The organism is Mesorhizobium sp. P3_A9 (assembly GCF_056402975.1).
Genome location: NZ_JBFUGJ010000164.1, coordinates 1 through 13007, shown reverse-complemented (window position 1 = coordinate 13007; position 13007 = coordinate 1). Strand labels below are relative to the sequence as shown.

Genomic DNA, 13007 nt, shown 5'->3' with positions numbered 1-13007 from the left:
GACCATCGCGGCCACATCAGCCGCCATCGCCTTGGCGCCGATGACATGGCAGGTCAGGATCTTGACGAGCTTGTCCTTGTTCTCGGGCTTGAGCAGCGTGTCGACCGTGCCGGCCGGCAGTGCGGCGAAGGCCTCGTTGGTCGGYGCGAAGACGGTGAACGGACCGGCGCYCTGCAGSGTCTCGACCAGGCCGGCGGCCTTGACGGCGGCGACCAGYGTCGTGTGGTCCTTCGAATTGACGGCATTCTCGACGATGTTCTTGTCGGCAAACATGGCGGCGCCGCCGACCATCGGGTTTTCGGCATAGGCAGCGGTGGCGAGCACGGAAACGGCAATCGTACCGGCGAGCAAAAGGGTGGCGAATTTACGCATGATGTTCAAACTCCTCGGGTTTTCTCTTCCCATTTTTGGGGACGCGAGGAGATACGGAACACAAACGCGTGAGTTTCAGAATATTTTTGGATTTTTAATTTAATCGTACGAGCGAAGAGATTTATCCCACGCAACAGTTTGCCGGATTACGTGCCTCTTTAGACGCGCATCACATAAGATAAATTGAAATTATTCTGGCAACAGGCTTCGCGGTGGGAAGAATCCGATCAGATGCTCTTCAGGTCGCCTGCGGCCACCACGGGTCCGGTTGGCTGCCCCGTCGGCGAACCGCCGGCGGGCTCCAGACTGACGGCCAGCACCGCACCCTGGGCAAGCTTCTGCTGGGCGGCGGGTGAGACGACGATATGCGCCGTCGACCCGACCGGAATGACGCCCATCGAGACCGGTGGGTTCTTGCCCTCGATCATCCACAGCTCGAAGTCCTTGCCGGCGGCACGCTCACCGGAGACATGCGACAGCCCGACCTCGTGATGCGCGGCGTCGTAGACGGCGAGATATTTGACGTCGCTGCCATCGGCTGCCAGCGAGGCGACGAGGCGTGCCTGCGGCTGCGCGACCGGTGGGTTGACGTAAGGGATCGCAATGTAGATCGCCAGCGCGGCAACCGCCGCCGCGGCAAGACCKCGCCAGAAGGCGAGGCTGGACCACAGGCCGGCGCGTGCCTCGGTTGAAGTGGCCACGGTCGATGCAAACAGCCGGCGATCGATCGCTGGCTTCACCGAAGCCGGCGGCTCGATTTCCGGATAGGCGGCGGCCAACGGCGAGAGGTGAACCTCCCAGCCATCGACAAGCCGCGCGAAATCGGTTTCGGAATCGATGCGCCTGGACGCGATCTGCCGCTCTTCCACCGGCAGAACGCCAAGAACGTATTCGGCGGCGAACATGTCGTCGCCCCCACGTTCCGGTCCATTGTCCTCTGCCAGTGTCATCTTTCCAGACATTCTCTGAGTTTCATCAGGCTGCGGCGCAGCCAGGTACGCATCGTGTTCAACGGCACGCCGTGGCGCTCCGCCAGTTCGGCATAACTTTCGCCCTTGAGATAAGCGCCCCGGACGGCCGCCGCCCGGTCCTTTTCCAATTCTTCAAGGCAATGATGGATGCGTTCGGATTCGTCGCCCGCCACCACCATCGCTTCAGGTCCCGGTGCCGGATCGGCCACGTCGAGCGCGGCATCGATATCGGCGGCCGGCTTGCGCCGCGCCCTGATGCGATCGATCGCATGATTGCGCGCGATTGCCACCAGCCAGGAGATCGGGCTCAGATCGGAAACAGCAAAACGATCCGCCTTCGTCCATATCTTGACGAAGACTTCCTGCAACGCTTCTTCCGCATCTCCCCGGTCGTTCAATACACGAAGGCACACGCCGAAAAGTTTCGCRCTCGTCTGCCGGTACAGCAGATCGAAAGCGGCCCGATCCTTCATCGAAGTCCGGACGATCAGCTTGGTGATGTCCTGCGGCGTCATGCGGGTCAAACTAGGCGATTATGCTGTATTTGCAACGCCGGAAATATTCCATGCACCTAAAGTTCCGGCCTCCGGGTGCAGGCTTCGATTGCCAAGGGAATCGCCGCTGGCTAGCTTGGCGGGAGTGGGAGAGCGCAGATGTCGGTCGAACGGATCCTGTGGGAAGAAGACGCAACCGGCCTCGCCGGTCTTGTGCGCAAGGGCGAGTTGTCCGCGGTCGAACTGACCGAAGCGGCGATCGCGCGCGCCGAGGCCACGCGGCCTGAAATCAACGCTACGGCCGAACCGCTCTACGAGGCCGCGCGCACCCGGGCCAAGACCATCGATCGCTCGCTGCCGCTGGCCGGCGTGCCCTTTGCCATCAAGGATCTGGGCATCGCCATCAAGGGCGTGCCGTCGCATGGTGGCAGCCGCATTCCCGCCTCGGTGCCCGACGTCAATTCGGTGATGACCGAGCGCTACCTCGCCGCCGGGCTAATCCCGATCGTCACCTCGACATCGCCGGAACACGGGCTGCGGCTGATGACCGAATCGAAGGCCTTCGGCATCACCCGCAATCCCTGGAACACCAGCCACACCAGCGGCGGCTCGTCGGGCGGTTCGGCAGCCCTAGTCGCCGCCGGCGTCGTGCCGGTGGCGCATGCCTCGGATGGCGGCGGCTCGATCCGCGTGCCGTCCGCCTGCACGGGGCTTGTCGGCCTCAAAACCTCGCGCGGGCGCATCCCGCTGACGCCGCTGGTCAGCGAAAGCTGGTACGGCATGGTGGTCGACCATGCCGTCACCCGCTCGGTGCGCGATTGTGCACTACTGCTCGACCTCACCCACGGTCCCGATCCGCTGTCGCCCTATGCCGCGCCGCCGCCGAAGGGTACGTTCGCCGCCGCGGCCGCGCGCGATCCCGGCAAGCTCCGGCTGGCCGTCTACCGCAAGTCGCCGCTTGGCCTGCCGATCTCGGCCGAAACAATGAAAGCGCTGGATACGGCGGTGGCGCTTGCGCGAGAGGGCGGCCACACGGTCGAGGACATCGACTTGCCCTTCATCGGCCGCGATTTCATGGCCGACTTCTGCCGGACGGTTGCTTCCGCCGTCGCTGGAACGCTGCGGGCGGAAGCGCTGCGCGTTGGCCGTTCTGTTACCGGTGATGTCGAGCGCGCCACGCGGGTGTTGGGCCGGTTGGGCGAAATGGTCTCGGCCGGCGAGATTTACGCCGCCGTGCAGCGGCTGCATGTCGCCTCGCGGCGGATGATCGAGGAAACCGCGCAGTATGACGCCGTGCTGATGCCGATCATCGCCCACCCGCCGCTCGCCTGCGGCGCCATGGATCCGCAAGGCGCCGATGAGCTGATCGAAAACCTGCTCGACAAGCTTCACCTGACGCCCTTGCTGAAGCTGAAGCCGCTGTTCGGCCAGCTGATGGACAAGAGCCTTTTGTTCACCCACTGGCCGGCGATCCACAATGTCAGCGGCCAGCCGTCGATCGCGCTGCCAGTCCATGTCACCGAGGCCGGCCTGCCGCTCGGCATACAGGCCGCCGGCCGTCCGGGCGATGAGGAGACGCTTTTGTCCTTCGCCGCGCAGATGGAGAAGATCTCGGGTTGGCTCGGCCGCAGGGCGCCGCTGATGGTGCCGACACGATGACGACACCGTGAGCCGTTCGAATATGACAGCAATGCCATTTGCCCCCTGCTGCAATTCCCGCTAAGACGCCGCCGTCTTTACCTCATGCATGTCGCCCAAAAGTGCCCAGCGGTTTTGGGGCAACGACATGCATAAAATCAAAAGCCAGGGAACCATGCCGATGACGGAGATAACCGCCACCGCCGAAATGCAGGCCGCTCTGCTTTCGCGGGCGCTGCCCTACATGCAGCGTTACGAGCACAAGACCGTCGTGGTGAAGTATGGCGGCCACGCCATGGGCGACCTCGAGCTCGGCAAGGCCTTTGCCCGTGACATCGCGTTGCTCAAGCAATCCGGCGTCAACCCGATCGTCGTCCATGGCGGCGGCCCGCAGATCGGCGCCATGCTGGCCAAGATGGGCATCGAATCCAAATTCGAAGGCGGCCTGCGCGTCACCGACCAGAAGACGGTCGAGATCGTCGAGATGGTGCTGGCCGGCTCGATCAACAAGGAGATCGTCGCGCTGATCAACGCCGAGGGCGAATGGGCGATTGGCCTTTGCGGCAAGGACGGCAACATGGTGTTCGCCGAAAAGGCCCGCAAGACCATGATCGACCCGGACTCCAACATCGAGCGCGTACTCGATCTCGGCTTCGTCGGCGAGCCGGTCGAGGTCGACCGCACGCTGCTCGATCTTCTGGCCCGCTCCGAGATGATCCCGGTGCTGGCGCCGGTGGCGCCCGGCCGCGACGGCCATACCTACAACATCAACGCCGACACGTTTGCCGGTGCCATTGCCGGCGCTTGCCAGGCAACACGCCTGCTGTTCCTGACCGACGTGCCCGGTGTGCTCGACAAGAACAAGAAGCTGATCGACGAGCTGACCGTGGCGGAGGCCCGGGCGCTGATCAAGGACGGCACGGTGTCAGGTGGCATGATCCCCAAGGTCGAGACCTGCATCGAAGCGATCGAGCGTGGCGTCGAGGGCGTCGTCATCCTCAACGGCAAGACGCCGCATGCGGTGCTGCTGGAACTCTTCACCGAACACGGCGCCGGTACGCTGATCGTGCCTTGATCGACAGTCAGCCGGCTAATCGCTTCGCCGGCTGCTCGTGATTTGCGACGACAGGAAGCTCCGGCTTTCGCGCCGGGCGTTGAACGGTCATTGATTCCTCCTCGGCGTCCTGCGGCGCGCCCCAGAATTCGGCGAGTGTCGGCCCGTCCTTCACCCTGATGTCGCGGGCCAGAAACCCCCAGACCTCGCGGAACCAGACGCGGCGGCCCATCTGCGTGTACCAGCGCATCGAGTGTCGCTGTTCGGGATCCTTGTGGAACAGGATGCGCGCCAGCGCCTTCGGCCGCGACTGGACCGCGACCTCGATCAGCTTGACGCTGAAGAACAGCATCCACGGCTTCAGCCGGGTCATCTGCAACACCTGGTGCTTGTAGTCCCACAGCCGGGCATCTTGCTGGATCACCTTGCGATCGCGGGCGATCCTGAAGAACGGCGTCCAGCGATGCGGCGTGACGTAAAGCGCCTGGATCTGGTCGGGGTCATAGGCGAGGAGTTGACGAAAGCCGCGCCACAGGTCGCGAAAGCTCTCATCCTCGAAGCCCGCCACCCAGGTCGCCATCGACAATATGCCGTGCTTTCGCAGCAGTCGTATCGCCTCGCGGTCGGATGAGGTGCTGCCGCCCTTGCGGATCAGTTGCAGCGTCTGCTCGTCGGTGTTTTCCATGCCGAGCAGCCAGCGGATGACGCCCGCCTTGCGGTAGAGATGCAGGATGTCGGCATCGCGCACAATGTCGTCAGCCCGCGTCGAGCCGACGATCAGCACCGGCACGTTCTCGGCGATCAGCGCGTCGAGAAAGGCGCGCCAGGCCTTCTTCGAAACCGTAGGGTTCTCATCGGCAAGGTTGATCAGCTCGACGCCGTGTTCGCGGTGCAGCCAGGCAATCTCCTGCGCGAATTTCTTGGGATCGCGATGCCGCCAGCGGGTCCAGAAACCGCGCTGGCCGCAATAATTGCACAGATGCGGGCAGCCGCGCGAAAACTGCATGACCACGGCGCGCTTGCCGCCCCAATAACTGTATCTGCTGTGGTCGATCAGCTCCCAGCCGACGCGGTAGGCGTCGAGCTCGGCAATCGTCATCGCCGCTTGCGTGGCGAAGGGCCTCCGCAGGTCGTCGCGGAAGGCAATGCCGGCCACGCTTGCCGCCGGCTGGTGCATTTCCAGCGCCTCGACCAGCGCCACCACGGTCGCTTCGCCCTCGCCCCGCACGATGAAATCAAAGACGTCGGTGGCGGCCAGTATGTCGCGCCAATGATAGGTCGGGAAGACGCCGCCATAGATGATGATGGTCGTCGGTTCGCGCTGCTTGATCATGCCTGCGATCAGCAAGGCGGTCGGGTGCGCCGAGGTCGAGCCGGAATGGCCGATCAGGACGAAGTCGGGAAAGTCATCCAATGCGTCGCGCACGACGCTCTCGAGCGGCATCGGCCCGAACTCGGCATCGACGAGCCGCACTTGGTGGCCGGCATCGATCAGCGGGCCACCGATCGCCAGCAGGCCAAGCGGCGGCAGGTGATCGTCCGGCACGCGGCTGCCGATGGCGGTGTGTGGCGGATTGATGAGGACGATTTTCATGGCGGACCTCCTGGGCGTTGGTCCGCGTATGCTGGTCGGCGATGTGGACAGGCGCTTGGCCCGTTTCAGCAGTTTGCGTGCAGCTTTTCCTCAGGTGCTGTGCCCATGTGGGCTTCGACACGTCGCAAAGAGCAGCTAGGCCGCATGGATTTGAGGTACGGCTGGGTAGCGCTAGCGAATTCGCGTAGCCCACTCTCGGAAATTTTCAAGAAGCGAACGAAGGTGGAGTGGGCCACCAGCGCCATGAAACACGTTTCCCTCCGTCCAGCAGGTCCACCAGTCGGTTTCGTGCTCGTAGTTGTGCGAGATCGGATCAAGGGTTCGCCCGTCGCAGTCTGTTCCTGCAAGGTCAATCTTTAAGGACCAGCCCGGGTTATCGATAGTACTGATTGAAGGACCAAACCCATGCTCCCAATCCCCATCGCATTGAGTTTCATACCAGCGGGCTAGCCAATCTAGAACATCCATCCAACTAAGCTATCGGACCGCCTACAGCATGGGAAGAAGGCTCTCGAGGTAGCTGCGTTTGTCAAATAGATAACCGCTCTTGAGGGGTACGGAGGTGAGGGGCGTTACTTCCGGAGATGCGCGAGCGGCACGTGGCCGGGCCCCTTGATGTTCTGCAGCACCAGCTGCGTGTGGACGTCGCGCACGCCGTCGAGCCGCATCAGCCGGTGCATGACGAAGGCGTTAAGTTCGTCGACCGACGGCACCATGACATGCAGCAGGAAGTCGTGGTCGCCGGTCATCGTCCAGCACGACGACACCTCGTCCATGCGCTGCACCGCGGCAATGAAGCTTTCGGGTGAGCCGTCGCTGTGGCTGACCAGGCGTACTTGGATGAACACCTCGACCATCAGGCCGACGGCACGGCGGCTGATCACCGCGGCGAAGCCCTTTATGATGCCGGCATCTTGCAGTGCCTCGAAGCGTCGCGCGCATGGTGTCGTCGACAGGCCGATCTCCTGCGCCAGTTCGGAGACCGGCTTGCGGCCATCGCGTTGCAGCACATCGAGCATCTTGATCTCGAAATCGTCGAATTGAGGCATCTTCACTCCTCTAGTGCCGATTGTGAGTGAATATTATCTCGAATCCCGCGAGTGAGCTATCATCAAAACCAAATCGCCTCGGCAAATCCGGTTACCCTGCGGGCTCGTCAGCCATTGATGATTTGTGAGGAGAAAACCACGACGACAATGAGCGTTGCCGAATATGCCCGCGATTGCGCGGCGCAAGGCTTGCGCGGCGACTATTCGGTCTGCCGTTCCGATTTCACCGTGGCGCAGGGCTACGACTACAGCGCCGAGGAACAGGCGGTGTGGCGCACTTTGTGCGACCGCCAGACCAAGCTGACGCGCAAGCTCGCCCATCATTCCTACCTCGACGGCGTCGAAAAGCTCGGTCTGCTCGACCGCATTCCCGATTTCGAGGATGTCAGCGCCAAGCTGCGCAAACTGACCGGCTGGGAGATCGTCGCTGTGCCGGGCCTCATCCCGGCCGCTCCCTTTTTCGATCATCTCGCCAACCGCCGCTTCCCGGTCACCAACTGGCTGCGCACCAGGCAGGAGCTCGACTACATCGTCGAGCCGGACATGTTCCACGATTTCTTCGGCCACGTGCCGGTGCTGTCGCAGCCGGTATTCGCCGATTTCATGCAGATGTATGGCAAAAAGGCCGGCGACATCATCGCGCTCGGCGGCGACGAGATGATCACCCGGCTCTACTGGTACACAGCCGAATACGGGCTGATGCAGGAGGCCGGCCAGCCGCTGAAGGCTTTTGGCGCCGGCCTGATGTCGTCCTTTACCGAACTGCAATTCGCCGTCGACAGCAAGGATGCCCACCAYGTSCCSTTCGAYCTSGARACGGTRATGCGCACCRGYTACGAGATCGACAAGTTCCAGCGCGCYTATTTCGTGCTGCCGTCCTTCGACGCCTTGCGTGATGCCTTCCAGACGGCCGACTTTGCGGCGATCGTAGCCCGCCGCAAGGGGCAGCCGGCGCTCGACCCGGCGACGGTCTAGCAAATCCGGCACCAGTGTTTAGGCGCGTCGCATGAATCCGTTTCAACGCGACGCGCTTTAGACGCTTTGGTCCCGCTGGGCTATTGCATAGCGGCAGGGTTCATCCACAGGAACTCCCAGACGTTGCCGTCGGGGTCCTCAATGTGGCGGTTGAACATGAAGCCGAGATCCTGCGCTGGATTGGGATCAGCGCGGCCGCCTGCCGCCACACCCTTCTCGATCACGGCATTGACCTCGTCCTTGCTGTCGGTGGTGAGCGCGATCAGCATCTGGCTGTCACGCTTGGCGTCGCCGATCTGCCGCGCTGTGAACTGGCTATAATGCTGGTGCGTCAGCAACATGACCCCAATGGAGTCCGAGAACATGATCGAACTGGCCTGGTCGTTCGAGAACTGCGGATTCAGCGTGCCGCCGATCGCGAGATAGAAGTTGGTCGCTGCCTGCAGATCGCGCACCGGTAGATTGACGAAGATCATTTTGCTCATCGGCTTAAGCCCTGCTTTCGTTGACTGGTACTAGTCAGTCTAGTACTGTTGTCGTAGCTACCATACGGGAACGGTACCGTCTAGTACTGGTCAGGAGGATTCCATGGAAATTGACGGTGAGACCAGGTCAGCACGCAAGGATCGAGAAATCATCCAGGCGGCCACGGCGGCGTTCATCGGCAAGGGTTATGATGGAACCAGCATGGAAGAAATCGCCACCAAGGCGAGGGCTTCCAAGCAGACCGTCTACAAGCATTTCACCGACAAGGAGACGCTTTTCGGCGAGGTCGTTCTGGCAACCGCTACCCAGGCCAACGACATCATCGAATCCGTGACGACGCTGCTTTCCGAGTCGAAATTCATGGAGGGTGGCCTGCAGCAGCTGGCTCGATGTTTGATAACGACGCTCATGGATGAAGAGCTGTTGAAGCTGCGGCGCTTGATTATCGCCAATGCGGATCGAATGCCGCAGCTTGGCCGCAGTTGGTACGAAAAGGGTTTTGAGCGCATGCTTGCCTCGATGGCGTCCTGCTTTCAAAAGCTCACCAGTCGAGGACTGATACAAACCAGYGACCCCTATCTGGCAGCCAGCCATTTTTTTGGRATGCTYCTTTGGATYCCSATGAAYGAAGCCATGTTCACKGGAAGCAACCGGCGMTCCAAGGCCGAACTTGAACGGCACGCGGATGCCTCGGTGGAGGCGTTTCTYGTCGCCTATGGGGTCCAGCCGAAATAGTCSCGYTCYCTGCCGACRTTTGCAGTAGCGCCACGAACACATCGCATCCCTATCGCCCGGGGMTGTCCGRCCCCTCGGCCTTCAGCCGCGCMARCTGGKCGCGCTGCAGGTCGAGCGCGGCGTTGACGAAGCGCGATATGGTCGCGAGCTCAGCGTCGCTGAAGGTGGCGATCACTTTTTCACCCTCCTGCGCGATGGCGCCGTAATAGCGCGCCGACAGCTCCCGTGTCGCCTCGGTCGCTTCGATCACCACCTTGCGCCTGTCCTCGAGACTGCGCGTGCGCGTSAGCAGGCCGCGCGCYTCCAGCCGGTCGATCAGCGCCGTCACCGCKGCCGGTGTCAGSCCRGTYGCGGTSGCAAYCGCRCCRGCCGATTGCGGGCCGCCATARAGCAGCCCGATGCAATGGCGTTCSGCCATGTTCAGCCCRAGCCGCGTCCCCACCGCTTCGTCATAGGCCTGCGTCGCGTCCTGCCACTGCATGATGGCAAGGCCGATCGTCCTCGTCATGTCGTCGCGATTGTCGCTTGACGAATTTATTTCGATCATCTAACTATCAATCCGTCTAACATTTAGACCATTACAGCAATATGCGGCCGCGGTTTGGACAAGGCAAGAGCGAGCCGCGGACCAGGAGTGAAAAATGAGCTTGATTCAACAACGTACCCCTCTCTCGCACGAGGATGAATTCAAATACGCCAAGCTGGCGATGGAATGGTATGGCTGGGGCTCTCCCATCGGCCTCGGCATCCTGCTTGTGGCGCTTGCCGCCGCAGCCGTGCTGGTGCGCATCGCCATCTACGGCCTGTAACGATGGCCGTCACCATCCCCTCGGCATTGCCGGTCGCCATCATTGGCGCCGGCGTTGCCGGGCTGGCCCTTGCCGTCATGCTGCGCCGGCAAGGGTTTGGCGTCTGCCTGTTCGAGGCACGGTCGCGCGAGGCATTGAGCGAAGGCGCGTTCCTCACTTTGGCGCCCAACGGCATCAATGCCTTGCGCGCGCTTGGGCTTGCCGAGCGCGTCAGCGCGCTGGGCACTCCAACACTTGGCTTCGAGATCATGAACGCCGCCGGGCGCCGTCTCATCCATCTCGACGAACGCCAATCGATGCGCGTCGCCGGCGCCGAAAGCGTCACGCTGCGGCGCTCGGACCTGCTTGGCGCGCTGCTGGACGAGGCGCTGGCGCTTGGCGCCGATATCCGTTTTGGCCATGCGCTTGCCAATATCGAAGAGCAGCCGGAGGCTGTGCGCCTGGCCTTCGGCAACGGCACGACGGTCGATGCCGCCTGGCTGGCCGGCTGCGATGGTGTCTGGTCACGCGTCCGCCGCCTTTGTTTTCCGGCCTCCCCGGATCCTGTCTACACCGGGCTGACCGGCGTCGGCGGCGTGGCAGAACTCCCTTTTGTCGAGCCGACCGAAGGCCTGATGCATATGGTGTTCGGCAAGAGAGCCTTCTTCGGCTACATGAAACCAGGTGACGGGCCGGTACTATGGTTCTCGTCCTTCCCGCTCGACGAGGATGCTGCCCTGGCGAGACCCGATCCCATCCATCTGGCGGCAACCGTTCGCCAGTTGCACGCCGGCGACCCCAGGACGATCCGCCAGATCGTCGACACCATCACGCAAATCCCGCGCACCTATCCGGTGTTCGACATGCTGCATCTGCCGCAATGGCACACTGGCCGGGTGGTTCTGCTGGGCGATGCCGCGCACGCCGTCTCGCCGCATTCCGGGCAGGGTGCGTCGATGGCCATTGAGGATGCCGTGGTGCTGGCCGCGTGCCTGGATGCGACGCCGTTGCCGGCGCAGGCTTTCGCGACCTTTCAGGCGCTGCGCCAGGACCGCGTCGAACACATCGTCAAGGTCAGCCGGCGCATCGGCTCGCAAAAGCAGGTGAAGGGCCGCGTTGCTCTGTTCCTGCGCGACCTGACGCTGCCTTTCTTCATCCGCTTCGGCTCCGGCACGACCCGCGCCATGACGCGTTACCGTGCCGATCTGGCGCCGCTCGAGAAGCCGCTGATCTGACCGGCCACCGCGCCCATCACAGGCGCGGATATCCCTGACAGCTCAGACGGAGACCACCTTGCTCAGATGATCCCCCAGCCGGCAGGCCAGCGCGGTGATCGTCGTCGTCGGGTTGGCTTGACCGGATGTGCAGAACACGGAGGAGCCGCCGACATAGAGATTGTCCATGCCGTGCACCTTGCAGTTGGCGTCCACCACGCTCCTGGTCACGTCGGTGCCCATGCGCGTGCCGCCCATGTGATGGTGGCCAGCGGTCTCCTCGTTGGTCGGATAATCCTCGCCATTGGCGATCCAGTCCATGAGACGGACACGGCCGAGATCCTTCTCGATCAGTGTCGTGCCGAACAGCTTCAGGCCTTCGACAAGCGTGCGGCGTTCGAGTGCCGATTTCTTCCAGTGCAGCTCGATGCGCGGCACGCCGGCATGGTCGACATCGGTCTTCGACAGTTCGATCTGGTTGGAGGCCAGCGGCGCCTGTTCCCAGGCGACGTAGAGCTGGGCCGCGCAGCGCAGGTTCTGGCTAAGCTGATAGGCGACCCATTCGGCCATGTCCGGCGCCGTGCAGGCGAGGTCGGCAATCACATGCTTGACGCCGGCATAGGGTGTCTCGATCAGCCTGATGCCGAAATTCATGATCTGCAGGCGCTCCATCGCGGCAAGCGTCGGCGAGAAGAAGGCCTCGTTGACGGCATCGACCTCGAACTCGCCGTAATCGGCCAGGATGGCATTGCCGCCCTCGAAGGTCGGGTGTTCCATCCAGTAGCGGCCGAGCGCCGTGGCGTTCGGCACGACGCCGCCATTGGAGCGCTGGTTCGACCACAGCAGCAGCCGTGAATTCTCCAGCCCGCCGGTGCAGACGATGAAATAATCGGCGCTGAACGAGCCGGCATCCTGGCCGTTAGACCACAGTTTGGCGCCGGTCACGCGTTTGCCGTCGCCGGCAAGCTCGGTGGCATAGGTGTTGAGCACGACGGCGATGTTGCGGCTCTTGTCCAGCTCGTCGGCGAATTTCTCGCCGAAGCGCACAGCCGGGCTCTTGATCAGCTGAACCCAGCGTATGTCGTCCGAGACCGGCACATCCGGGCGGAAATCCGGAAGTTCGAGGATATCGTGCACTTCGGGCAGATAGGGCTCGATGTCGGCGCGGCGGATCGGCCAGCCAGTGTCGGGTGCCCAGGCCTTCGGTTCGAAATCCTGCTTGTCGAGCACCCTGCACCAGCCGGCCCAGTGGTTGGAGCTGCCGCCCATGAACCGCAGCCGGGTGATGTCGAGGTCGAAATAGAAATCGCCGACCGTGGTGCCACGGTAGAAATCCTGCGACTCGTCGCTGAAGTCCCGCGAGCCGGCCTCCATCACCACGACCGGGATGCCGGCGGCACCCAGCTTGCGGGCAATGGTGGTGCCGGCCGGACCGGAACCGAGGATGCAGACTTTGGGTTTGAAGTCGACGGCGCGATACGCCTCATAGCTGTCGAAGATCATGCCAGGTCGCTCCGCTTCAGGATCCAGCCATTGACCTCGACGATCTCATTCGGGTCGGCCTGTGATTGACCGGCTCGGGATTGACCGGTATCGGCCGCGTCGGCTTCAGGCGGCTTGCGGAACAGGGACAGGGC

At 62.8% G+C, this 13007-nt stretch carries 15 protein-coding genes; 6 read left to right on the top strand and 9 right to left on the bottom strand.

All coding sequences use genetic code 11. The annotated features are described in order from the left end of the window. From AC1DX0_RS20955 to AC1DX0_RS20945, 3 genes are all read right to left on the bottom strand, one after another. Positions 1–372: fasciclin domain-containing protein (locus AC1DX0_RS20955; RefSeq protein ID WP_477356691.1), on the bottom strand; the 372-nt coding region annotated here is incomplete at its 3' end. A 227-nt stretch (positions 373–599) separates the two neighbouring features. Next, positions 600–1322, bottom strand: a complete 723-nt coding sequence (locus tag AC1DX0_RS20950) for an anti-sigma factor (protein ID WP_477219108.1) — start codon at positions 1320–1322, stop codon at positions 600–602. Further along, entirely contained in the window at positions 1319–1858 is a 540-nt protein-coding gene (locus AC1DX0_RS20945) for a sigma-70 family RNA polymerase sigma factor (protein ID WP_172221316.1), read from the bottom strand. Before AC1DX0_RS20945 ends, AC1DX0_RS20950 begins: the two co-directional genes overlap by 4 nt. A gap of 138 nt (positions 1859–1996) precedes the next feature. Between AC1DX0_RS20945 and AC1DX0_RS20940 the strand changes: the two genes are divergently transcribed. Then, a complete protein-coding gene (locus AC1DX0_RS20940; protein ID WP_477218846.1) occupies positions 1997–3496 on the top strand; it encodes an amidase in 1500 nt (499 codons plus the stop codon). A 160-nt stretch (positions 3497–3656) separates the two neighbouring features. Next, a complete protein-coding gene (gene argB, locus AC1DX0_RS20935) occupies positions 3657–4550 on the top strand; it encodes an acetylglutamate kinase (protein ID WP_172221310.1) in 894 nt (297 codons plus the stop codon). 7 nt (positions 4551–4557) lie between these two features. Here argB and bchE read toward each other — a convergent pair whose 3' ends face one another. The 3 genes from bchE to AC1DX0_RS20920 form a co-directional block, all read right to left on the bottom strand. Then, complete coding sequence (gene bchE / locus AC1DX0_RS20930) at positions 4558–6123, bottom strand: magnesium-protoporphyrin IX monomethyl ester anaerobic oxidative cyclase (RefSeq protein WP_477218845.1); 1566 nt, start codon at positions 6121–6123, stop codon at positions 4558–4560. A 171-nt stretch (positions 6124–6294) separates the two neighbouring features. Continuing rightward, the gene (locus AC1DX0_RS20925) at positions 6295–6591 is read right to left on the bottom strand and encodes an immunity 53 family protein (RefSeq protein WP_477218844.1); all 297 of its coding nucleotides are present in this window, start codon (positions 6589–6591) and stop codon (positions 6295–6297) included. 104 nt (positions 6592–6695) lie between these two features. Next, positions 6696–7172: an Lrp/AsnC family transcriptional regulator gene (locus AC1DX0_RS20920; RefSeq protein WP_027040871.1), complete on the bottom strand. Its 477-nt coding sequence runs from the start codon at positions 7170–7172 to the stop codon at positions 6696–6698. A 147-nt stretch (positions 7173–7319) separates the two neighbouring features. Here AC1DX0_RS20920 and phhA point away from each other — a divergent pair, with 147 nt between their 5' ends. Continuing rightward, positions 7320–8147, top strand: a complete 828-nt coding sequence (gene phhA / locus AC1DX0_RS20915; protein WP_477356690.1) for a phenylalanine 4-monooxygenase — start codon at positions 7320–7322, stop codon at positions 8145–8147. Between the two features lie 80 nt (positions 8148–8227). On the opposite strand, the gene AC1DX0_RS20910 is transcribed toward phhA, so the two are convergent. Further along, positions 8228–8632: a VOC family protein gene (locus tag AC1DX0_RS20910; protein ID WP_477218842.1), complete on the bottom strand. Its 405-nt coding sequence runs from the start codon at positions 8630–8632 to the stop codon at positions 8228–8230. A gap of 103 nt (positions 8633–8735) precedes the next feature. On the opposite strand from AC1DX0_RS20910, the gene AC1DX0_RS20905 reads away from it, so the two are divergent. After that, positions 8736–9368: a TetR/AcrR family transcriptional regulator gene (locus tag AC1DX0_RS20905; RefSeq protein ID WP_477218841.1), complete on the top strand. Its 633-nt coding sequence runs from the start codon at positions 8736–8738 to the stop codon at positions 9366–9368. 49 nt (positions 9369–9417) lie between these two features. Here AC1DX0_RS20905 and AC1DX0_RS20900 read toward each other — a convergent pair whose 3' ends face one another. Beyond that, positions 9418–9915: a MarR family winged helix-turn-helix transcriptional regulator gene (locus AC1DX0_RS20900; protein WP_477356688.1), complete on the bottom strand. Its 498-nt coding sequence runs from the start codon at positions 9913–9915 to the stop codon at positions 9418–9420. A 94-nt stretch (positions 9916–10009) separates the two neighbouring features. Here AC1DX0_RS20900 and AC1DX0_RS20895 point away from each other — a divergent pair, with 94 nt between their 5' ends. After that, entirely contained in the window at positions 10010–10177 is a 168-nt protein-coding gene (locus AC1DX0_RS20895; RefSeq protein WP_010912744.1) for a hypothetical protein, read from the top strand. A gap of 2 nt (positions 10178–10179) precedes the next feature. Next, a complete protein-coding gene (locus AC1DX0_RS20890; RefSeq protein WP_477218839.1) occupies positions 10180–11391 on the top strand; it encodes an FAD-dependent oxidoreductase in 1212 nt (403 codons plus the stop codon). A gap of 42 nt (positions 11392–11433) precedes the next feature. Here the strand turns inward: AC1DX0_RS20890 and AC1DX0_RS20885 are convergent, their stop codons facing one another. Continuing rightward, the gene (locus tag AC1DX0_RS20885) at positions 11434–12873 is read right to left on the bottom strand and encodes a GMC oxidoreductase (RefSeq protein WP_477218838.1); all 1440 of its coding nucleotides are present in this window, start codon (positions 12871–12873) and stop codon (positions 11434–11436) included. Between the last annotated feature and the right edge of the window lie 134 nt (positions 12874–13007).